Annotated in this window: 16 protein-coding genes; 7 read left to right on the top strand and 9 right to left on the bottom strand. The window is 70.0% G+C overall.

The window, feature by feature from the left end:
- Nucleotides 1–126 precede the first annotated feature (126 nt).
- The 3 genes from ACZ561_RS30815 to ACZ561_RS30805 form a co-directional block, all read right to left on the bottom strand.
- Nucleotides 127–1,767 (bottom strand): peptide ABC transporter substrate-binding protein, encoded by a 1,641-nt coding sequence (locus ACZ561_RS30815; RefSeq protein WP_471001187.1) that lies wholly within the window; start codon nucleotides 1,765–1,767, stop codon nucleotides 127–129.
- Nucleotides 1,768–2,206: 439 nt separating this feature from the next.
- Nucleotides 2,207–4,108: a translational GTPase TypA gene (typA, locus tag ACZ561_RS30810; protein WP_383225459.1), complete on the bottom strand. Its 1,902-nt coding sequence runs from the start codon at nucleotides 4,106–4,108 to the stop codon at nucleotides 2,207–2,209.
- Between the two features lie 302 nt (nucleotides 4,109–4,410).
- Entirely contained in the window at nucleotides 4,411–6,912 is a 2,502-nt protein-coding gene (locus tag ACZ561_RS30805) for an ABC transporter family substrate-binding protein (protein ID WP_471001183.1), read from the bottom strand.
- Nucleotides 6,913–7,171: 259 nt separating this feature from the next.
- Here ACZ561_RS30805 and ACZ561_RS30800 point away from each other — a divergent pair, with 259 nt between their 5' ends.
- Genes ACZ561_RS30800 through ACZ561_RS30785 form a run of 4 tightly spaced genes read left to right on the top strand, consistent with a single transcriptional unit; the run spans nucleotide 7,172 to nucleotide 10,897 of the window.
- Complete coding sequence (locus ACZ561_RS30800) at nucleotides 7,172–7,399, top strand: hypothetical protein (protein WP_471001180.1); 228 nt, start codon at nucleotides 7,172–7,174, stop codon at nucleotides 7,397–7,399.
- 9 nt (nucleotides 7,400–7,408) lie between these two features.
- Nucleotides 7,409–8,242: a hypothetical protein gene (locus ACZ561_RS30795; protein WP_471001178.1), complete on the top strand. Its 834-nt coding sequence runs from the start codon at nucleotides 7,409–7,411 to the stop codon at nucleotides 8,240–8,242.
- A gap of 1 nt (nucleotide 8,243) precedes the next feature.
- Entirely contained in the window at nucleotides 8,244–10,130 is a 1,887-nt protein-coding gene (locus ACZ561_RS30790) for a fumarate reductase/succinate dehydrogenase flavoprotein subunit (RefSeq protein ID WP_471001175.1), read from the top strand.
- Nucleotides 10,127–10,897, top strand: coding sequence for a succinate dehydrogenase/fumarate reductase iron-sulfur subunit (locus ACZ561_RS30785; protein ID WP_376442543.1), 771 nt, complete (start codon nucleotides 10,127–10,129; stop codon nucleotides 10,895–10,897). The genes ACZ561_RS30790 and ACZ561_RS30785 overlap by 4 nt, the downstream gene beginning before the upstream one ends.
- A gap of 44 nt (nucleotides 10,898–10,941) precedes the next feature.
- Here the strand turns inward: ACZ561_RS30785 and ACZ561_RS30780 are convergent, their stop codons facing one another.
- Complete coding sequence (locus tag ACZ561_RS30780; protein WP_471001172.1) at nucleotides 10,942–11,961, bottom strand: glycoside hydrolase family 18 protein; 1,020 nt, start codon at nucleotides 11,959–11,961, stop codon at nucleotides 10,942–10,944.
- A gap of 126 nt (nucleotides 11,962–12,087) precedes the next feature.
- Between ACZ561_RS30780 and ACZ561_RS30775 the strand changes: the two genes are divergently transcribed.
- Nucleotides 12,088–14,190 carry a TPM domain-containing protein gene (locus ACZ561_RS30775; RefSeq protein WP_471001169.1) on the top strand — a complete coding sequence of 701 codons (2,103 nt, stop codon included), beginning with the start codon at nucleotides 12,088–12,090 and terminating at the stop codon, nucleotides 14,188–14,190.
- A 35-nt stretch (nucleotides 14,191–14,225) separates the two neighbouring features.
- Complete coding sequence (locus tag ACZ561_RS30770; RefSeq protein WP_471001166.1) at nucleotides 14,226–14,933, top strand: PspA/IM30 family protein; 708 nt, start codon at nucleotides 14,226–14,228, stop codon at nucleotides 14,931–14,933.
- Nucleotides 14,934–14,998: 65 nt separating this feature from the next.
- On the opposite strand, the gene ACZ561_RS30765 is transcribed toward ACZ561_RS30770, so the two are convergent.
- The 5 genes from ACZ561_RS30765 to ACZ561_RS30745 form a co-directional block, all read right to left on the bottom strand.
- Entirely contained in the window at nucleotides 14,999–17,578 is a 2,580-nt protein-coding gene (locus ACZ561_RS30765; protein WP_471001163.1) for a SpoIIE family protein phosphatase, read from the bottom strand.
- Nucleotides 17,579–17,725: 147 nt separating this feature from the next.
- The gene (locus tag ACZ561_RS30760) at nucleotides 17,726–18,145 is read right to left on the bottom strand and encodes an ATP-binding protein (RefSeq protein ID WP_471001160.1); all 420 of its coding nucleotides are present in this window, start codon (nucleotides 18,143–18,145) and stop codon (nucleotides 17,726–17,728) included.
- A gap of 142 nt (nucleotides 18,146–18,287) precedes the next feature.
- Nucleotides 18,288–18,719, bottom strand: a complete 432-nt coding sequence (locus tag ACZ561_RS30755) for a (deoxy)nucleoside triphosphate pyrophosphohydrolase (RefSeq protein WP_471001157.1) — start codon at nucleotides 18,717–18,719, stop codon at nucleotides 18,288–18,290.
- A gap of 24 nt (nucleotides 18,720–18,743) precedes the next feature.
- Nucleotides 18,744–18,923, bottom strand: coding sequence for an SPOR domain-containing protein (locus tag ACZ561_RS30750; RefSeq protein WP_376442524.1), 180 nt, complete (start codon nucleotides 18,921–18,923; stop codon nucleotides 18,744–18,746).
- 267 nt (nucleotides 18,924–19,190) lie between these two features.
- Nucleotides 19,191–19,943, bottom strand: a complete 753-nt coding sequence (locus ACZ561_RS30745; protein ID WP_471001154.1) for a GntR family transcriptional regulator — start codon at nucleotides 19,941–19,943, stop codon at nucleotides 19,191–19,193.
- A 224-nt stretch (nucleotides 19,944–20,167) separates the two neighbouring features.
- On the opposite strand from ACZ561_RS30745, the gene ACZ561_RS30740 reads away from it, so the two are divergent.
- Nucleotides 20,168–21,526 (top strand): glycoside hydrolase family 18 protein, encoded by a 1,359-nt coding sequence (locus ACZ561_RS30740; protein ID WP_471001152.1) that lies wholly within the window; start codon nucleotides 20,168–20,170, stop codon nucleotides 21,524–21,526.
- Nucleotides 21,527–21,540 lie beyond the last annotated feature (14 nt).

Here is a 21,540-nt window from a genome sequence, read left to right as displayed (position 1 = left end):
CCCTGTGGGTACGCGGATGTCGTGGAAGGGCCCCCCAGCCACTGCGTATCGCCGGTGCGAGGGGCCGGCGGACGGTGTGCGACCGTCGGCCCCTCGCCTTGCGGCTAGCGGACTACGCTTGGGTGATTACTTCTTCTTGACGGTGATCTCTTCGAGAACCGGGTCGCCGTCCTGCGCGTAGCGGACGCCCTCGACGTTCTCGGAGTAGCCGGCGTTGACCTTGTAGTACCAGAGCGGGATGGAGGGCATCAGGTTGACGAGCTCCTTCTCCACCTCCTGGTAGGCCTTCACCGACTCCTCGAGGCTGGCCGCGGAGTCGGCCGCCTTGATCTTCGCGTCGAGCGCCGGGTTGGAGAAGTCACCCTGGTTGCCGGACGCACCCGTCTGGAACAGGTCACGAAGGAAGTTGGAGTTCACCGGGTAGTCGAGCGTCCAGGCCGAGCGGTACAGGGACTTGACCTGCTTCGCCTTGCGGGCCGCGAGGTCCGCCTGGAAGTCCGCCTTGCTGTCGCCGACGCACTTGACCTGCGTCGCCTGGGTGATGCTGTTGCAGACCGCGTCGACCCACTCCTTGTGGCCGCCGTCCGCGTTGAACTGGATGGTGATGGCGTTGCCGGGAACGCCGCCACCCTCCGCGATCAGCGCCTTGGCCTTGGCCGGGTCGAACTTGGTGACGTCGCCCGCGGCGTTCGGCTGGAAGCCGAGGACGCCCTTGGCGACCCAGCCGGTCGCCGGCTCACGCGTACCCTGCAGCACCGTCTTGGTGATGGTGGCGCGGTCGATCGCCATCGAGAGGCCCTGGATGACCTTCGGGTCGACCTTCTTGGCCTTCCACTGGTCGGCGTAGAACGCGACCGCGATGGACTGGATCGCCGACTGGTCGGCGTCCACGGCGCGGTCACCGAGGTCCTGGTGGTAGACCGGGAGGTCCTTCGGGCCGACCTGACGGATGACGTCGAGGTTGCCGGACTTCAGGTCCTCGTAGGCGGGCTCGAGGCCGGTGTAGTTCTTGAAGATCACACCGCCGTTCTTCGCCTTGTTCTCGCCCTTGTACGCGTCGTAGCGGACGATCTTGATCTGCTTCTTGCGGTCCCACGACTCGAACTTGTAGGGACCGTTGCCGACCGGCTTCAGGCCCGCGCCCTTCGGGTCCTTGTAGAAGGACTCCGGCAGCGGCGAGAAGACCTCGTAGCCGAGCTTGTAGGCGAAGTACGGAACCGCACCCTTGAGCTCGATGGTGAAGGTCGAGTCGTCGACGACCTTCAGACCGGTGAGCTTGTCGGCGGTGGGCTTGGCGCCCTCCTTCTCCGGCAGCAGAGCCTCGGAGCCCTTGATGTCGGAGAACCAGGAGGCGTTGCCCTGCTGGTTGTTGACGTTGGCGGCCCAGTTCCACGCGTCCACGTAGGACTTGGCGGTCACCGGGGTGCCGTCGTGGAAGGTCCAGCCCTTCTTGAGCTTGACCGTCCAGAGCTTGCTGTCCGCGCTCTCGACCGACTCGGCGTTCACCATGGTGAGCTTGCCGTCGGCGGTGTAGTCCACCAGCTGCGAGAACAGACCGGACAGAACGATCGAGCCGTTGGACTCCATCGTGTCGGCCGGGTGCAGCAGCTTCTCCGGCTCGCCCACCTCGATCGAGAAGATCCCGTTCGGGTCAACCTGGCCCTTGGCGTCGCTGCCGCCGTCGCCCTTACCTCCGCCACAGGCGGTCGCTGCCAGGGCGACAACAATTGCGCCCACTACCCACTTGGCGCTCTTGGCACCGCGCATGGGTTCCTCCTCATGAGTCCACTTGTCACTACAAGAGGGGCACTTCGAGTCCGCCGACACCCCTGACGGCGATGCACTCAAGTGCCCCGAGTGTGCTCGTGAGTCGGCACTCCCCACAGTGCGTGACCCATTGACCCGAGCTCAATGGAGCCAACTATTAAGTACGTCAGGGCTGTAAACCACACTTAAGTGGTCTCGGTTTGACAACATCACCCGGCGCCTTGAGACCGAAATCCGGACAAAGCGATCACAGACAGACACCCGCGAAACGGACCGTTAACACACGTTCCGGAGAGCGACGGCCGATATCCGGACACCGCGCCCATGAAATGGATTTGACGAAAGGCTCGGGCCCCCGCAGTGATCACGGGGGCCCGAGCCCTGTATCTGAGGTTGTGTCAGCCCGCCGGCGTCAGCCGGATGCGGCAGAGATCACAGGTCAGCCGTTCTTGGCACGCGACGCGGTGCGACCGCGCTGGTTCTGGTCCAGGACGACCTTGCGGATGCGCACGGCCTCCGGGGTGACCTCGACGCACTCGTCGTCGCGGCAGAACTCCAGGGACTGCTCCAGGGAGAGCTTCCGCGGCGGGACGATCGCCTCGAAGGAGTCGGCGGAGGCGGAGCGCATGTTGGTGAGCTTCTTCTCCTTGGTGATGTTCACGTCCATGTCGTCGGAGCGCGAGTTCTCGCCGACGATCATGCCCTCGTACACCTCGGTGCCGGGGTCGGTGAACAGGACACCGCGCTCCTGCAGGTTGGTCATCGCGAAGGCGGTGACCGCACCGGCGCGGTCGGCGACCAGCGAACCGTTGTTACGGGTCGTCAGCGTGCCGAACCACGGCTCGTGGCCCTCGTGGATCGAGTGGGCGATACCCGTACCGCGGGTGTTGGTGAGGAACTCCGTACGGAAGCCGATGAGGCCACGAGACGGAACGACGAACTCCATGCGGACCCAGCCGGAGCCGTGGTTCGACATGTTGTCCATGCGGCCCTTGCGGACACCCATGAGCTGCGTGACCGCGCCCATGTGCTCCTCGGGCACGTCGACCGTGAGGCGCTCGACGGGCTCGTGCGTCTTGCCGTCGACCTCCTTGGTGACGACCTGCGGCTTGCCGATGGTGAGCTCGAAGCCCTCGCGGCGCATCTGCTCGACCAGGATGGCGAGCGCGAGCTCACCACGGCCCTGGACCTCCCAGGCGTCGGGACGCTCGGTGTCGAGGACGCGGAGCGAGACGTTACCGATCAGCTCGCGGTCCAGACGGTCCTTGACCTGGCGGGCGGTGACCTTGCGCTGCTTGACCGCGGACTTGGCGTCCGCGCCCTTGCCGGTGCCACCACGGCCGACGAGCGGCGAGGTGTTCGTACCGATGGTCATGGAGATGGCCGGCTGGTCGACCGTGATCAGCGGCAGCGCGATCGGGTTCTCCGGGTCGGCCAGGGTCTCGCCGATCATGATGTCCGGGATACCGGCGACGGCACAGATGTCACCGGGGCCGGCGACCTCGGCCGGCTTGCGGGTGAGCGCCTCGGTCATCATCAGCTCGGTGATGCGGACGTTGGAGATCGAACCGTCACGCTTGATCCACGCGACCGTCTGGCCCTTGCGCAGCTCGCCCTGCTCGACACGGAGCAGCGCGATACGGCCGAGGAAGTTGTCGGCGTCGAGGTTGGTGACGTGGGCCTGAAGCGGGGCCTCCTCGTCGTACACCGGCGCCGGGACGTGCTCCAGGATGGCGGAGAAGAACGGCTCCAGGTTCTCGCTGTCGGCGGGAACGGTGCCGTTCTCCGGCTTGGTCAGCGAGGCGATGCCGTCACGGCCGCAGGCGTAGACGATCGGGAACTCGATCTGGTCCTCGTCCGCGTCCAGGTCGAGGAACAGGTCGTAGGTCTCGTTGACGACCTCGTCGATCCGGGAGTCCGGACGGTCGGTCTTGTTGATGCAGAGGATGACGGGCTTGCGCTGCTGGAGGGCCTTGCGCAGCACGAAGCGGGTCTGCGGGAGCGGACCCTCGGAGGCGTCCACGAGGAGGACGACCGCGTCCACCATCGACAGACCGCGCTCGACCTCGCCACCGAAGTCGGCGTGACCGGGGGTGTCGATGATGTTGATCGTGATAGGGGCCCCGCCGTCCTTGGGGTGATACTTCACCGCCGTGTTCTTGGCGAGGATCGTGATGCCCTTCTCACGCTCCAGGTCGTTCGAGTCCATCATGCGGTCGTCGAGCTGCTGGTGGGCGGCGAAGGCACCGGCCTGCTTGAGCATGGCGTCGACGATGGTCGTCTTGCCATGGTCGACGTGGGCGACGATGGCGACGTTACGGATGTCGTGGCGCGTAGGCATGGGTGCTTGCGCTTCTCTCGGATCGTGGGATGCGGCGTCAGTTCCTCTTACGCCCGCCGGGCGGACGCGCCACGGCTATGTCCTATGGTACGGGGCCGCCGCGCAAGGGGCTTCCCCGCCCGGATTCGAGAGGGTCTACTAGGAGGTTTGGGGGCCTCGGTGGTGCGGTTGCACTGGGGGTGTGGGGAGCACTGAGCGTGCGGAACCGGCCGGGTCAAGGGGCCGGACGTGATCCTGCCCGCCGGAGTAACCGGCGGGCAAGGAACTTGAGCTGCATCTGAGGTTGTGACCTGCAGTTTCAACTAATTCTTGGTATTGCGCTCCGCACCCTTGGCCGATTCGGGCTTCTTGAACCCGATGTCCTGGTAGCGCGGGGCGGCGAAGCCCCAGGCGCCCGCGTTCACGATCTCGGGCTTGGCCGCCACGAGCTGGGGGCGCTGATAGAGAGGAATCGATCCGGCAGCGGCCCAGATCCGGGCGTCCGCCTGTCGGACCAGGTCACGGGCCTCTTCCTCGTCGAGCGTGGCCACGGCCTGGTCGAAGAGCTGGTCGATACGGTCCGTGCCGACCCGGGCGTAGTTCTGCTCGACCAGGAGCGAGCCGTCCGAGGCGGGCTCGGGCTTGGCGAAGATCGGCCGGGCGTCGGTCGCCGGGAAGGCGGTGGCGGGCCAGGAGTAGAGGGCCAGGTCGTAGTCGCCGGAGGCGATGTGGTCCTTGAAGAAGCTCTCGTCCGCGACCTTGGTGATCTCGGTGCGGATGCCGACGGCGTCGAGCATCTGCACGATCTTGTCGCCGACGGTCCGGAGCGACTCCGAGCCGGGGCCCGAGGGCAGGACGAACCGCAGGCTGAGCGCCTTGCCGTCCTTGCCCAGGCCCTGGCCCGCGGACGCCGGCACGGCGGGGGCGGCGGTGCCGCGCGGGGCGTAGGCACCCGCGACACCGCTGTCGGGCCTGGCCGGGTTCTGGCCCTTGGCCTCGGTCGTGGTGCCGGCGTCGGTACCGGTCTCGAGCAGGGCGGCCTGGCGGAGCAGCGCCGCGTTCTGCAGGGCGGCTCCGGGGCCCGGGGTGAGGACGTCGGTGCCGCTCTCGGGACCGGCGGCGCCGACCGCGGGCTCGGGCGCCTTGCCGTCGTCGCGGGCGGCCGTGCCGCCCGGCTTGTCGTCGCCGACGATGTAGAGGCCGTCGTTGGAGGCGGCGTCGGCCTCGGTCTTCTTGGCCTTGTCGGCCTCGGGCTGCTTCGCCGCCGGGGAGGCGGGGGCCTTTTCCGCGGGGGCCTTCTTCTCCGTCCCCTCCTTCTCCGTCTTGTCGGTGCTCTCCTCCTTCTCCGGCTTCTTCTCCGCGGTCTCCGGCTTCTTCTCCGCGGTCTCCGCCTCGCTGCCGGCCTTCGTCCCGTCCGGCTTCTTGGTCGCGCCGCCGGGCACCCAGCCCGCGTCGGCGAGCAGGGCCTGGGCCTCCTTGGCGTCCTGGTCCCCGAGCGCGTCGCTGCTGTCCGCGTAGGCCGCCTGCCCGGCCAGGGCGAGGTGGCTGCCGGGCGGCGTGGCGGGCAGGCCCAGCGGCTTGAGCACGGCTTCTGCCAGTGCCTGGCGGTCGAGCGCGCGGGCCACGGCCCGGCGTACCCGCTCGTCGGCGAGCGGACCGGACTCGCCGTTCAGCGAGAGCTGGGTGTACGCGGGCTCCAGGGATTTGCGCACCACGAACTTCCCGAGGGCCCGCTGCTCGGTCGCGTACCGCTCGATGGTCTCCTGGTTCTTCTTGCGGGCGGCCTGCACGGCCTCCGCCTTCTCCTCGTCGGAGCCGTTCGCCTGCGCCCAGGACTTCAGGGCCGAGGAGGGGGTGATCGCGGAGCCGGGGCCGTGCGCGAGGGCCTGTCCGCCGTTCCGGCCGGCCCGGGCGTCCTTCACCGCGAGGGCGATACGGTCCGCCGCGGAACGGTCGATCTCGGCCAGATCGAGCTTGCCCGCGGCCAGTGCGGTGACGCGCTCGGCCCGCGGCACGGCCTTCAGGACGATCTGGTCGAGCTTGGCGGACTGGCCCCACCAGCGGGGGTTGCGGTCGAGGGTGACGGTGCCCGCCTTGCGGTCGGTCGCCTTGAGCCGGAACGGACCGGCGGTCGCCTTCAGGGTCGTGCGCGCGCCGTCGTTGAAGGCGGCCGGCGACCCCATCACCTGCTTCGGGTAGAGGGGGGTGAAGAGGGCCTGCCAGTCGGCGTACGGCTTGCCGAAGGTGACCCGTACCTCCAGGTCGTCCTTGCCGCGCTCGATCTTCTCGATCCGCTCGTAGCCCGAGTTGCGGGCGGTCCAGTACGCGGTGTCCCGGCCGTTCAGGGCCCGCCACTGCGCGACGAAGTCGGGGGCGCCGATCTCGCGGCCGTCGCTCCACACCGCCTGCTGGTTGAGCTTGTAGAGGACGACCTGCTTCGGCTCCGTCTCGACGACCTTCGCGGACTCCAGGTAGTCCGCGTTGCGCTGCGGCCTGCCGCGTTCGTCGAGGGTGTAGAGGGCGGGGAGTACGGCCCCGGCGATGCGCGAGGTGGCGCCGTCGGCGTCCGCCTGGAAGGCGTTGAGGGTGGTGGGCATCGCGTCCACGGCCCAGTTCAGGGTGCCGCCGTCGGTCACCCGGTCGCGCGCGGCGGGCGCGTGGTCCGGGGCGGCGGCCTTGATCTCGTCGGCTTCGTCGGCCGAGCTGCATCCGGCCAGGACCGAGATCGCGAGCACCGCGCTGGTGAGGGTGGCGACGGAGCGGAGCGTGCGGGAGCGGGGGCTCCTGGAGCATGTCCTCCCGCGAGGGGCGCCGACCTGGGACATGACTTGTACCCCTTCGTCCAGTTTCATGCCATTTGGAGATGATCACACCTATTGCTCATACACTGAAAAGGACGGAGCGGATCCGGCGGCGGCGACACGGCGGCACGGCCGGCAAACCCACTCGTGCGGCCCAACCGCCGGGCGGCGCGAATCTCCGGACGAGTGGAATCCCGTACACATGGGTTCACAAGCGGGGTGTGACGCGCGACACTCTCAGGCGCGTGTTCGCCACCCGCAATCGCGGAAGTGAGGGCAATCCATGTCCCTTCAGGACGAATTGGCAGCCGTCAAGGGCCGCCTCGATGACCTGGTTCGCACGGTCGAACAGCTGGAACGCCGTATCGCGGCGGAGCGGGGCGTCACCTCGCCGCCGACCCCCGGTCGGCCGGAGAACATGGTGACGATCCCCGACACCCCGTACGACAGCGGGCTGTGGACGGATTCGGACGACGAGGGACTGGGAGCACGCGACCGGCACGCGCCCTAGGAGACCTCGTTGGCCACAGGAACCGAACCCTCCACCGGAGGGGGAGTGCCCGCCACCGGCGTGCACTCCCCCTCCCGTGCGGCGATCGCCCCCCGCCATCTACGGACCGACCGCTGGTGGCTTGCACCCGCCGTCACCGCGGCCGGGCTGCTCGCCTTCATCGCGTACTCCACCTGGAGAGCCTTCGCCAACAGCCACTACTACGCCGCGCCCTACGTCTCGCCGTTCTACTCGCCCTGCCTGGCGGAGAACTGCGTCCCGATGAAGGGCGGGCCCAACTGGGAGATCTTCGGCAGCTGGTGGGGCCTCTCCCCCGCCCTGCTGATCCTGGTCTTCCCGCTCGGCTTCCGTCTGACCTGCTACTACTACCGCAAGGCGTACTACCGGGGATTCTGGGCCTCTCCGCCGGCCTGCGCGGTCGCCGAGCCGCATGCGACGTACACCGGCGAGACCCGCTTCCCGCTGATCCTGCAGAACATCCACCGGTACTTCTTCTACACCGCGCTCCCGGTCGCCGCGATCCTCACGTACGACACCGTGCTGACCTTCCGGGACGCCTCGTACGCGTGGGGACACGCGGGCCTGGGAACCGTGATCTTCCTGATCAACATCGTGCTGATCTGGGCGTACACCCTTTCCTGCCACTCCTGTCGGCACATCGTCGGCGGCCGTCTGCGGCACTTCTCCCGGCATCCGGTGCGCTACCGGCTGTGGAGCTGGGTCGGGAAGCTGAACACCCGCCACATGGTGCTCGCATGGGCCTCGTTGATCTCCGTCGCGGTCTGCGATCTGTACGTGTACCTGCTCGCCACCGGAACCTTCGACGACCCGAGGATCTTCTGACATGGCTCAAGTCGAACGGCAGCAGTGGGACGTGGTCGTCGTCGGCGCGGGCGGTGCCGGGCTGCGCGCCGCGATCGAGGCGCGCGAGCGGGGCGCCCGGACGGCCGTGATCTGCAAGTCGCTCTTCGGTAAGGCGCACACGGTGATGGCCGAGGGCGGCATCGCCGCGTCGATGGCCAACGTCAATGCCCACGACAACTGGCAGGTCCACTTCCGCGACACCATGCGCGGCGGGAAGTTCCTCAACCAGTGGCGGATGGCGGAGCTGCACGCGCGCGAGGCCCCGGAGCGGGTGTGGGAGCTGGAGGCCTGGGGCGCGCTCTTCGACCGTACGCCGGACGGCCGGATCTCCCAGCGCAACTTCGGCGGGCACGAGTACCCGAGACTCGCCCACGTCGGCGACCGGACGGGCCTGGAGCTGATCCGCACGCTCCAGCAGAAGACGGTCGCGCTCCAGCAGGAGGACTTCCGGGAGAGCGGTTCGTACGAGTCGCGCCTGAAGGTCTTCCAGGAGTGCACGGTCACCCGGATCCTGAAGGACGAGGACGGGCGGGTGAGCGGTGTCTTCTGCTACGAGCGGGAGACCGGGCGCTTCTTCGTCATGGAGGCGCCGGCCGTGGTCCTGGCCACCGGCGGGATCGGCAAGTCCTTCAAGGTGACCTCGAACTCCTGGGAGTACACCGGTGACGGCCACGCTCTCGCGCTGCTGGCGGGAGCGCCGCTGGTGAACATGGAGTTCGTGCAGTTCCATCCGACCGGGATGGTCTGGCCGCCGTCCGTGAAGGGGATCCTGGTCACGGAGTCCGTGCGCGGGGACGGGGGTGTGCTGCGCAACTCCGAGGGCAAGCGGTTCATGTTCGACTACGTCCCCGACGTCTTCAAGGAGAAGTACGCGCAGACGGAGGAGGAGGGCGACCGCTGGTACGAGGACCCGGACAACAACCGGCGCCCGCCCGAACTGCTGCCGCGTGACGAGGTGGCGCGGGCCATCAACGCGGAGGTGAAGGCGGGGCGGGGCTCGCCCCACGGCGGGGTGTTCCTGGACGTGTCGACGCGGATGCCGGCCGAGGTGATCAAGCGACGGCTGCCGTCGATGTACCACCAGTTCAAGGAGCTGGCGGACGTGGACATCACGGCGGAGGCGATGGAGGTCGGACCGACCTGCCACTACGTGATGGGCGGCATCGCGGTCGACTCGGACACCGCGGCGACGGTGGGGGTCCCGGGTCTCTTCGCGGCCGGTGAGGTCGCGGGCGGGATGCACGGCTCCAACCGGCTGGGCGGCAACTCGCTCTCCGACCTGCTGGTCTTCGGACGGCGGGCCGGGTGGCACGCGGCGGAGTACGCGGCAGCCGCCTCGCGCGGGGGCGTCTCCGAGGCGGGGGTCGATGCGGCGGCGGCCGAGGCGCTGGCGCCCTTCGGCGCGGCCCAGGAGCCTTCCGCCGAGAACCCGTACACCCTCCACCAGGAGCTGCAGCAGACGATGAACGACCTCGTCGGCATCATCCGGCGGGAAGGGGAGATGGCCGAGGCCCTGGAGCGCATCGCCGAGCTGCGGGTCCGCGCGCGGCGGGCCGGGGTCGAGGGACACCGGCAGTTCAACCCCGGCTGGCACCTCGCGCTCGACCTTCGGAACATGCTGCTGGTGAGCGAGTGCGTGGCCCGGGCGGCGCTGGAGCGGACCGAGAGCCGGGGCGGGCACACGCGGGAGGACTATCCGTCGATGGAGCGGACGTGGCGCCCGGTGAATCTGTTGTGCCACCCGGCCGAGGACGGCGGAATCGGTCTTGAGCGGACGCGCACCGACGCGATCCGTGCGGACCTGCTCGCGCTGTTCGAGAAGGAGGAGCTGGTCAAGTACCTCGCCGAGGAGGAGCTGTACGAGTGAGTACCTATGACGCGCACTTCAGGGTGTGGCGGGGCGACACCGACGGCGGAGACCTCACGGACTTCACGGTCGAGGTGAACGACGGCGAGGTGGTCCTCGACATCATCCACCGGTTGCAGGCCACCCAGGCTCCGGATCTCGCCGTGCGCTGGAACTGCAAGGCGGGCAAGTGCGGTTCGTGCTCGGCCGAGATCAACGGCCGGCCGCGCCTGATGTGCATGACCCGGATGTCGACCTTCGACCGCTCCGAGACCCTCACGATCACCCCTCTGCGGGCGTTCCCGGTCGTACGCGACCTGGTGACGGACGTGTCCTTCAACTATGCGAAGGCGCGGGAGATCCCGGCCTTCGTACCGCCGGAGGGGCTTGCCCCGGGCGAGTACCGGATGCAGCAGATGGATGTGGAGCGCTCGCAGGAGTTCCGCAAGTGCATCGAGTGCTTCCTGTGCCAGGACACCTGTCATGTGGTGCGGGACCACGAGGAGAACAAGACGGCGTTCGCCGGCCCGCGCTTCCTGATGCGGGTGGCCGAGCTGGACATGCACCCGCTGGACGCCGCCGAGGAGACGGGGCTCGACCGGAAGCGGACGGCCCAGGAGGACCACGGGCTGGGGTACTGCAACATCACCAAGTGCTGCACGGAGGTGTGCCCCGAGGACATCAAGATCACCGACAATGCGCTGATCCCGCTGAAGGAGCGGGCCGTGGACCGTAAGTACGACCCGCTGGTGTGGCTGGGGAACAAGATCCGTCGGCGGGAGGCGTAGAGGTCCGCTCGGGGTGGGGTCCGGGCGGCGGGTGTCGCCGTGGGTCAGTGCCAGCCCTCGCGGTAGGCCGTCCAGTCCTCCTCCTTCGCGGCGAAGTCGACGTAGAGCGCGACGCCGAAACGTTCGCGGTCGTGGTCCGTGCGCCCCAGTCCCAGCCGGGTGCCGCGGATCGCGGCCGCGACGGTCTCCGCCGAGTCGTGGTGGCCGAGGTCGTCCTCGTGGAAGAAGGGCAGCCCCATGAGCAGGTCGGTGTCCTCGGGCGTGACCTCCAGGGCGAGGCTGGTCTGCTGGGCGACGTAACCGCCGTACAGGCTCTCCAGCGGCATCCAGGTGTCGTACGACATGACGGCGATCTGGTCGACCCGGCGGGCGACCTGTCCGAAGAACTCCTGCGACCACCACTTCTCGCTGCCGCTGACGGCACCGTTCACCGAGTGCAGGGCGGGCAGCGGGTCGATCTGGTGGGCTGCGACGGAGAGCGGGACCTTGCGGGCCTTGGTCAGCTCGCCCAGGTCGTCGAGAAGGGAGAGGTAGTTCGCGTCGTCCGAGAGCAGGGGCTCCAGGTCGAAGTGGACCCCGTCGAAGCCGGCGTCGAGGATCTGGCGGGCCGAACCCACCACGGCCGCGCGCGAGGCCGCGTCCTCCAGGCGCAGCCCCTCGGGGCCCTCGGTCGCCAGGATGTCGCCCAGCCAGGCGTGCACCCGTATGCCGGGCATGGTGCGGTGGACGCTCTCGATCAGCCAGGCCGCGCGCGGGTACCGGGCGGCGGGGAGCGTTCCGTCGTGCTCCAGCGGACCGGCGTGGACGTAGAGGTCGCGTATCCCCGTCCCCTTGATACGGGCGGCGAACGCCGCGAGGTCGGCGTCCTTCTTCCGTCCGTCCACCCAGGCGTGGCCCAGCCAGATGGCGTCCTTGCCGCGGGACTTCGTCCCTTCACGGAGGTCGCCCGCGTAGTTGACCCGCAGGGCGACCGCGCTGCCGGAGAGCGGCAGCAACAGGAGCAGGACAAGGCCGAGGACGACCCAGCGCCCCCGTCGCCACCAGCCGCGTACGCGTCCGTTCATCCGTGCCCCCAAGATCGTCGACTCAGTGATCACCACCCTAGAGGCGGCTACCGACAGTGACGCTCAGGGCCGAGAAACGGTTTCGGCCCGGTCGCGGGTGAATGGATCGGGACATAACCTCCCCATGTGACGCGAACAGCCACCCGAATCCTCCTCGCGGTGCTGGTGGCGGCGTGGTGGCTGATCGTGCCCGCCGTGCACGGCGCCCACGCCGACGACCCGGTCACACTGTCCCGCGAGGGGCAGATCACCGACACGGTCGGGGCGCTGGGCGACCGCCGGAGCGCGGTCACCCAGGCGCTCGACCGGCTGTACGACGACGGGAGGATCCAGCTCTTCGTCGTCTACGTACGGGACTTCTCCGGACGTTCGGGCCAGAGCTGGGCCGACGCGACGGCCGACCGCAACGGTCTCGGCATCAACGACCTCCTGCTCGCGGTGGCCACGCACGACCGGCAGTACGGCTACTCGGCCGACCCCGCGTCCCGCTTCACCCAGGCACAGCTCGACGACGTGGCACAGACCGCGATCGAGCCCGCGCTGCGGCAGAACGACTGGGCCGGGGCCGCGATCGGCGCGGCGAACGGCTACGGCGCCGTACTCGCCGGACAGCCCGTACCCGCGCCGACCATCACCCCCGGTGACCCCGATCCCGGCGGCGGCGCGGACGCGGGCACTTCGGGGACGGACCTGGTGCTGCCGATCGTCCTCGTCGGTGGCGCGGGCGCCGTCGCGGCGTACGCCTGGACCAAGCGCCGCCGGCGGACCGGGCCGGGGAGCGGCACACCGCCGCAGACCGGGCAGGGCTGGGGCACGCCGAAGGCACCCGCGCAGGTGCCGCTGGACGAACTGGACGGACAGGCCCGGCAGACGCTGGTCGCCACCGACGACGCCGTCCGCACGAGCCAGGAGGAACTCGGATTCGCGAGCGCCCAGTTCGGCGACGAGGCGGTGCGGCAGTTCACCGAGGCCGTGGCGTTCGCGAAGGAGGAGCTGACGGCCGCGTTCCGGCTGCGGCAGAAACTCGACGACGCCTTCCCGGAGGACGACGCCACCCGGCGTTCGATGCTCGACGAGATCATCCGGCGCTGCGGCGAGGCCGACACCCGCCTCGACGCGGAGTCCGAGGACTTCGACCGGCTGCGGGCCCTCGAGCGCAACGCCCCCGAGGCGCTGGCCACCGTGGAGGCCGCGTTCCGCGAGCAGACCGGACGGGTGGGCACGACGGAGGCGGCCCTCGTCGCGATGCGGGAGCGGTACGCCGTTTCGGCGGCCTCACCCGTCGCGAGCGCCGTCGAGCAGGCCAAGGACCGGCTGGTGTTCGCCACGACCAACCTTGACCACGCCCGGCAGGAGATCGAGGCGGGTGACAACGGCGCCGCCGCGGTCCGCATCCGGGCCGCCGAGGGAGCGGTCGACCAGGCGGCGCGGCTCATCGAGGCCGTGGACCGGCGGGCCCAGGAACTTGCGGAGGCCGTGGGCAAGCTGCCGACCGCGCTGGCCGAGACGGAGGCCGACCTCGCCGAGGCCCGTGGTCTGCTCCAGGGCACGACGGAGGGGGTCTCCACCGCCGACCTCCAGGGCCGCATCGCCCGTGCGGAGTCCGTCGTCGCCGATGTGCGGCGGGTGGTGGAGGCGGGCCGCTACGACCCGCTCGACGCGCTGCGCCGAGTCGAGGAGGCCGACGCGGTCCTCGACGAGGCGCTGGAGGGCGCGCGGGAGCGCGAGTCGGGAACGCGGCGCGCCCGCGCGCTCCTCGATCAGGCGATGCTGACCGCCCGTTCCGCGATCGGGGCGGCGGCCGACTACGTCACGACGCATCGCGGGGCGGTCGGCAGCGAGGCCCGTACGCGACTGGCCGAGGCCCAGCGGCGGCTGGAGAAGGCCAGGGAGCTCGCGGCCGACGACGACCCGCAGGCCGCGCTCGCCGAGGCCCAGCAGGCGGACGCGCTGGCACGCCGGGCGCAGGACCTCGCCGAGCAGGACGTCCGCACGTATGGGAACCCGAACGGCCTGGGCGGTGTAACAGGGGTGGGAGGTGGCGGCGGCGGGCTCGGCGGTGCGGTGCTCGGCGGCATCATCCTCGGCGGATTGTTCGGCGGAGGTTCCGGCAGAGGCGGAGGGGGTTTCGGTGGTGGCGGTTTCGGGGGTGGAGGTTTCGGCGGCGGGCCCGGCCGCTTCGGCGGCGGGGGCACACGTGGCCGGCTGGGCGGCGGCGGCCGTTTCTGACCATGTCACGCTCATCGCGTTCAAGGAGATCAAGCATGTCGAAGCAGACGATCCTCGGCCGGGTCGCCCAGCTGGCGAAGGCCAACATCAACGCGCTTCTGGACCAGGCCGAGGACCCGCAGAAGATGCTGGACCAGCTGATCCGCGACTACACGAGCAACATCGCGGAGGCGGAGGAGGCGGTGGCGGCGACGATCGGGAATCTGCGGCTGATGGAGCAGGACCACCAGGAGGACGTCGGCGCGGCGAAGGAGTGGGGCGAGAAGGCCCTGGCCGCGAGCAGGAAGGGGGACGAGCTGCGGGCCGGTGGACAGTCGGCGGAGGCGGACAGGTTCGACAACCTGGCGAAGGTCGCGTTGGGGCGCCAGCTGCAGTCGGAGAAGGAGGCGAGGACGGCCGAGCCGACGATCGCCTCGCAGACCGAGGTGGTGGACAAGCTCAAGTCCGGCCTGGACCAGATGAAGACCAAGCTGAACGAACTCCAGGCGAAGCGGGACGAGCTGGTGGCGCGGGCCAAGTCCGCGCAGGCGCAGAACCGGATGATGGACGCGGTGAAGAGCATCGACGTCCTGGACCCGACGAGCGAGCTGAGCCGGTTCGAGGACAAGGTGCGGCGCGAGGAGGCGAAGGCGATGGGCAAGCAGGAGCTGGCGGCCTCCTCGCTGGACGCCCAGTTCGAGCAGCTGGACGCCCTCGGCGACAGCGCGGAGATCGAGGCCCGGCTCGCCGCGCTCAAGGGGTAGCGCCCGCCGCGCGGGCCCGGTGCGGGGTGGTGCTCGGCCGGGCCCTCGGAGCGGTCCGGCGCTGGTCAGAACATGCTCAGCAGCTGCTCCACGGTCGGCTCCGCGGCGTCGCCGCCGTCCGGCAGAGGCAGTTCGAACCAGACCGTCTTGCCGCGCGGGGTGCGGCGCGAGCCCCAGGCCGCGCTGAGGAGCCCGACCAGTTGCAGTCCGCGCCCGCCCTCGTCGGTGTCCTTGGCCCGGCGACGCCTCGGCTGGACCAGGCCGGCGTCCCAGACCTCGCAGACCAGGGTACGGTCGCGCAGCAGCCGCAGTCGGATCTCGCCCTCGCCGTAGCGCAGGGCGTTGGTGACCAGCTCGCTGACGAGCAGTTCGACGGTGTCCACCAGCGGTTCGAGGTCCCACGCGGTGAGCTGAGCCCGGGCCAGCTCGCGGGCCCGGCCGACCGAGCGGGGTTCTCTGGGCAGCCGCCAGTCCCCCACCGCGTCGCACGGCAGTCCCTGGATACGAGCCATGAGGAGGGCGATGTCGTCCTCGCCGTGCCCGGTGTCGAGGGTGGTCAGGACCCGGTCGCAGACGTCCTCGAGGGGGCGTGCCGCGTCGGTGAGCGCGTTGCGGAACGCGCTCAGGCCCTCGTCGAGGGGATGGTCGCGGGACTCGACGAGCCCGTCGGTGTAGAGGGCGAGCAGCGAACCCTCGGGCAGTTCGACCTCCACCTCCTCGAAGGGTTCGCCGCCGACGCCGAGCGGCATGCCCGGGGGTACGTCGAGCAGCATGGCCTTCTCGCCGGGTTCGACGAGGACCGGCGGAAGGTGGCCGGCGTTGGCGAAGGTGCAGCGGCGGGTGACCGGGTCGTAGACGGCGTAGACGCAGGTGGCGAGGTAGACCTCGGAGAGTTCGGGTCCGCGGGCCTTGTGGGCGCGGGCGCTCTGCTGGGCCCCGGCGGGGGCGCCGAGGCCGCGGGCGATCTCGTCGAGGTGGGAGAGGACCTCGGCGGGTTCGAGGTCGAGCTGGGCCAGGGTGCGGACGGCGGTGCGCAGTTCGCCCATGGCGACGGCGGCGCGCAGGCCGCGGCCCATGACGTCGCCGATGACCAGGGCGGTGCGGTGGCCGGGGAGTTCGATCACGTCGAACCAGTCGCCACCGACCTCGGTGGCCGTGGTGCCGGGGAGATAGCGGCAGGCGATGTCCAGACCGGCGGCCTCGGGGTCGCCGGGCGGGAGAAGGCTGCGCTGGAGGATCAGGGCCCGCTCGTGCTCGCGGCGGTAGAGGCGGGCGTTGTCGATGCAGACCGCGGCGCGGGCGGCCAACTCGACGGCGAGGGCCCGGTCCCGTTCGCCGAAGGGCTCGCTGCCCTTGGCGCGGGAGAACTGCACGAGGCCGACGACGGTGTCGTGGGCGACCATCGGAACCACGAGGGTGGAGTGGACAAGGCTGCCGTCGCCCCCCGGCACCGTTCTCACCCGTCCGGTGCGCAGCGCTCCGGCGCAGGGCGAGTTGAAGGGGTAGTGGTGGACCGAGCCGACCTCGACGGGGCCCGTGCCGCAACAGCCTTCGTCCGCCCCGGCGCCGGCGGTCGCCGCGCGAGTCCTGAGCGGGGTGTCGGCGACGGCGCTGGCGAAGGCGACGCGGCGCAGTTCGGCGCTGCCCGCCCCGTAGCCCACGTCGTGGGAGCTGCCCCATCGTCCGGGCGGGGCCTCGTCTCCGGTCAGCAGCCCCTGGTAGAGGTCGACGGAGGCGAGGTCGCAGAAGCCGGGGACGGCGACGTCGAGCAGCTCGCGGGCGGTGGCCTCCAGGTCGAGGGAGTTGCCGATGCGGGCGCCGGCCTCGTTGAGCAGGGCGAGATTGCGGCGGGCGCTCGCCGCCTCGCGGGCGGCGTTGTGGCGGCGGGTCACGTCGATGCCGAGACCGGCGACGCCGACGGGCCGCCCGGAACCGCCGTGCACGCGGTAGAGGTTGATCGACCAGTGGCGCCGGTCGGTGGAGCCCGGGGGCGCTCCGACGATCTGGAGCTCGGTGACGGCCTCACCGGTCTCCAGGACCCGCTGGAGCGCGGCGGTCATCCGCTCGGCCTCGGGGCGCGAGAGGTAGTCGTGGACGGTACGGCCCCGGTGGTCGTCGGCCGAGCCGCCGAAGACGGCCGCGAAGCGCTGGTTGGCACGCTTCACGGTGAGGTCGGTACCGAAGAGAAGAAAGCCGAAGGGCGATTGGCCGAAAATGGCCTGCGAAGCGGCGAGGTCGGTCTCGATGTGCCGCAGCGCCCGCACATCGACGACGATGCACAGCGCGGCCCGCTCACCGGTCGGCGTCTCGCTCGGCATGACGTACATCTCGGCGATTCCGTCACGGCGGTTCTGCCCCGGTATGCGGAACGGGACGAGGCCCGTCCACTCCTTGCCGTCGAGGATCTCCGCGACCCGGCGCCGCCCACGCTCCCGCAGGTCGGGGGGCATGAAGGCCTCGACCGGGTCCCTGCCCATCGCCTCTTCGGCGGGCACGCCGAAGAGCTCGACGGCCCGGCGGCTCCACTGGTCGACGAGCCCGTCGGGCCCTATCGAGAAGGAGGCGACCCGGATGTAGTCATAGATCGAGCCGGGCGGGCTGCTCTGCCACACGACGCCGCTCGCCGTCTCAGGTATCTCGCTCACGCGACCGTCCCCTCCAGCTCACCGCACCGGACCGGCCATGCCCGCAGTATTCAGCACTACGGCCCCCGACGGCACGACGTTCACGATCACAGGGTGGTCTCGTTCATTTCCGGCCGAGCCCTGGTGATCGTTGTCCCTCCCCGTCTTCTAACCCGGCAGGGCCAGCTCGAACCACACTGTCTTGCCCGTCCTGCCCTTGCGGGTGCCCCAGCGCCGAGCAGAACAAGCCACGAGCTGCAGCCCGCGGCCGCCCTCGTCATCGGGGCCGGCGGGGCGTTCGGTGGGCGGATCCGGAAGGGGATCGGAGACTTCCACGAGAAGGGCGGGACGGTGAGCGGGGTCGCCGCCGTCCGAGGGGACGTGCACGATGCGGACGCCGATGGGGCCGGAGGCGTAGCGCAGGGAATTGGTCACCAGCTCGCTCACCAGCAGGACGGTGACATCACCCACGGCGGGGTCGATCTTCCAGGCCCGGAGCGTGTCGCGCACGGCATGGCGCGCGGTGCGCACGGCGTTGGCCTCCGCTGGGAAGTACCACTCGGCGCAGTCGCCTTCGGTGTCGATCACGCCCGATCACTTCCCCAGCCCATCACCAGAAGGGAGGCCCACGTCCTATTTCGGGGGGTTAATCAGCACATACCCGATATTCAGGGCGGGATATCGCGGGATGGGGCCAGCGGGCGCATGGTGGCACGAACGGCGTAGAGCCTCAGCCGCGCACTCCGTCGGCCGGGGCGACCGGCAGTCGCCGTCCGGCCTCGGCGACGGCGGGCCGGTCCTGGTCGAGCCAGTCGACGGAGTCCAGCTCGTGGCGGGCCAGCCAGCGCAGCTCGTCGTGGTCCTCGAGCGGGCGCGGTTCTCCGGAGAGCAGCCGGGCGGTCCACACCTGGAGGACGTAACCGGGCTTCAGCGGCCACTCTCCCGGGATGCGCTCACCGGGCTCGGTCTCGACGCCGAGCTCCTCGCGCAATTCGCGGACCAGGGCTTCTTCGGCGCTCTCCCCGGGCTCCAGCTTGCCGCCGGGAAGCTCCCAGCGGCCAGCGAGCTCGGCGGGGGCGCTGCGGCGCGCGGCCAGCAGGCGCCCCCTGTCGTACACGGCTCCGGCAACGACGACCACGTGGTCGGCACGGCGATCTGTCATGGTCCGGAGCGTATCCCGCGGAGGTCAGACCGCGGGCTGGCCGATGCGCTCGACCCAGTAGAGCTGCTTGTGTCCACGGTCGTCGAGACTGTCGGCGACCTTCTGGGCTTCGTCCTGCGTTGCGTATCGCCCGACGCGATAGCGGTTCCCGTTGTCGTCCTGCCGTATGACCAGCCAGACCAGGACAGGGCCACTGTCGGTCATCGGGCTTCTCCCTCCGCCGGTCCGATCGTCTCTAAGGATCTCCCTGAAATGGCAATCCGCATATGCCCGACCTTACGCCTGACCTTTACACAGCGGTTACGGGTTTTCACAAAGAGGTACGGAACCGGCCGGGAATTGACGAAGGGAGGCCGAAGATCAGGCCCCGGAGGAGACGTGAGGGTCGGTCGGGGCGGGCATCAGGACAGTGCCGGCCGCTGCCGAGGGGCCCTGACAACACACGTCACCACACACCGAAGCGCGACCGGGTCAGCGCACCGGCAGGTGGTAGGCGATGCGGAAGCGGTCGGCCGGGACGACGACGTCGGCCGTCTCCACCGCCCGCCCCGAGGCGTAGTAGGTCCGCTCGACCACCATGACCACATGGCCCGGCACACCGCCCAGCGCCAGGAGCTCCTCCGCGAGGCCCGGGCGCGCGCCGACCTCCTCCACCACGTTGTCGACGACCACGTCGATCGCCGCCATCCGCTCGACGACCCCGCAGCCGCCCAACGGCCCCTCCTCGGGGAGCATCACGGGCGTCCGGCCGGTGACCACGAGCGGCTCCCAGGAGGTGGAGAGCATCATCGGCTCACCCGCGTCCCGGTACACATACCGCGTGCGCATCACCCGCTCCCCCGGCTCGATGCCCAGCCGCGCGGCCACGACGGCGCTCGCCTGCTCCTGTTCGCTGCTGGATTCCCAGGTCCCCCGCGCACCGTCGGCCGCCTGCTCCTGCCGGAAGGGGTTGGCGCCGGACGGCGGCCGGTATCCGGAGCGGGCGATCCGGCGCGGCACCGGCCGCTCCCGCACATACGTCCCCGAGCCCGAGCGGCCCTCGACGAGCCCCTCGGCCATGAGCACCTTGCGGGCCTCCAGCGCCACGGTGTCCGAGACCCCGTACTCCTCGCGGATACGCGCCTGCGAGGGGAGTCGGGTGTGCGGCGGCAGCGAGCCGTTGGCGATCTTCTCCCGGAGATCGCTCGCCACACGCAGATAGGCGGGCTGCTCACCGAACGTCACTGGACACTCCCCTCAGGTTGACGGACAGCTACAGAGTGACAACCCTCGGTGTCCACCCGCAACCATGGGCCAGAGTTTCACCCGAAGTGATGACTTGCCTTTACGCCTGCGCTTACCGCAGGTATAGCAGTCGATCTCCACCGAACCCTTGACCTCAATGGTCCAGACCAATACTTTCCTGTGAGCACAGCTCCCTTCCGGCACACGCACAGGAAACGAGCCTCATGCGTCGTAGAACCCTTTCCCGGCTGACGATCGCCGCCCTCTCCCTCGGTCTCGTGGCCACCCTCGCGCCCTCCGCCGGCGCCGAGCCCGCGTCACGCACCGATTCCGCCTCGCACGGCGACAGCCGACCCTCCTACAAGCGCGTCGGCTACTTCACCCAATGGGGCGTCTACGGACGGAACTTCCAGGTCAAAGACCTGGAAACCAGCGGCACCGCGGCCAAGCTCAGCCATATCAACTACGCCTTCGGCAACGTGAGTTCCGACGGCAAGTGCTTCACCGGCAACATCCCCGGCGAGGCCGACGCCTGGGCCGACTACGTCCGCCCGCTCGACGCGGCGGGGTCGGTGGACGGCGTCGCCGACACCGCCGACCAGCCGCTCGCCGGCAACTTCAACCAGCTCCGCGAGCTCAAGGCCAAGCACCCCGGCCTCAAGGTCATGATCTCGCTGGGCGGTTGGAGCTGGTCCACCCACTTCTCCGACGCGGCCCGCACCCCCGCCTCGCGCAAGGCGTTCGTCTCCTCCTGCATCGATCTCTACATCAAGGGCAACCTGCCCACCGATGGCACCCGTGGCGGCGCGGGAGCCGCCGCGGGTCTCTTCGACGGCATCGACCTCGACTGGGAGTGGCCCGGCTCGGCCGGCGACGTCGACACCGTCTTCCGCCCGGAGGACAAGCAGAACTTCACCGCGCTCGTACGGGAGTTCCGCACCCAGCTCGACGCGTACGCGAAAGCGCAGAAGAGCCACGGCAAGCGCAAGCACTACGAGCTGACCGCGTTCGTCCCCACCGCCCCCGCCAAGATCGACGCGGGCTTCGAGGTCCGCGAGATCATGCGCGACCTCGACTTCGTCAATCTCCAGGGGTACGACTTCCACGGCCCCTGGGAGTCCACCACCGCCCAGCAGTCCGCGCTCTTCGCGAAGAACGACTTCAGCGTCGACCAGACCGTGAACGACTGGCTGCGACGCGGCGCGCCCGCCCGCAAGCTCGTGGTGGGGATGCCGTTCTACGGCCAGGGCTGGACGGGCGTCACGGGCGGCGGCAACGGCCTCGGCCGACCGGCGACCGGCCCCGCGCCGGCCACCTGGGCGAACGGCTACGAGGACTACAAGGCGCTCAAGAAGCTCGCGGCCTCGGGCTCGTACACCGTCCACCGCGACTGGAGGAACGGCCACGCCTGGCTGTTCGACGGGACGACCCTGTGGACGTACGACGACCCGCAGGTGCTGCGCACCAAGTCGGCCTACGTACGGGCCAAGGGGCTCGGCGGCGCGATGTTCTGGTCGCTGGACGGGGACACCCCCGACGGCGAGCTGATCACGGCGGTCGACGGGGTTCTCGGCCGCCGGTAGACCGCCGGTAGGGC

It is taken from the genome of Streptomyces sp. NPDC039609 (genome assembly GCF_055596705.1).
Note: the sequence above shows the minus strand (reverse complement) of the source record. Positions and strands in the feature narration are given on the sequence as shown.

Bases quoted from the DNA above. Each gene is read 5' to 3' on its own strand.
- ACZ561_RS30815 (WP_471001187.1), bottom strand. From the start codon at position 1,767: ATGCGCGGTGCCAAGAGCGCCAAGTGGGTAGTGGGCGCAATTGTTGTC.
- typA (WP_383225459.1), bottom strand. From the start codon at position 4,108: ATGCCTACGCGCCACGACATCCGTAACGTCGCCATCGTCGCCCACGTC.
- ACZ561_RS30805 (WP_471001183.1), bottom strand. From the start codon at position 6,912: ATGTCCCAGGTCGGCGCCCCTCGCGGGAGGACATGCTCCAGGAGCCCC.
- ACZ561_RS30800 (WP_471001180.1), top strand. From the start codon at position 7,172: ATGTCCCTTCAGGACGAATTGGCAGCCGTCAAGGGCCGCCTCGATGAC.
- ACZ561_RS30790 (WP_471001175.1), top strand. From the start codon at position 8,244: ATGGCTCAAGTCGAACGGCAGCAGTGGGACGTGGTCGTCGTCGGCGCG.
- ACZ561_RS30780 (WP_471001172.1), bottom strand. From the start codon at position 11,961: ATGAACGGACGCGTACGCGGCTGGTGGCGACGGGGGCGCTGGGTCGTC.
- ACZ561_RS30770 (WP_471001166.1), top strand. From the start codon at position 14,226: ATGTCGAAGCAGACGATCCTCGGCCGGGTCGCCCAGCTGGCGAAGGCC.
- ACZ561_RS30755 (WP_471001157.1), bottom strand. From the start codon at position 18,719: ATGACAGATCGCCGTGCCGACCACGTGGTCGTCGTTGCCGGAGCCGTG.
- ACZ561_RS30750 (WP_376442524.1), bottom strand. From the start codon at position 18,923: ATGACCGACAGTGGCCCTGTCCTGGTCTGGCTGGTCATACGGCAGGAC.
- ACZ561_RS30740 (WP_471001152.1), top strand. From the start codon at position 20,168: ATGCGTCGTAGAACCCTTTCCCGGCTGACGATCGCCGCCCTCTCCCTC.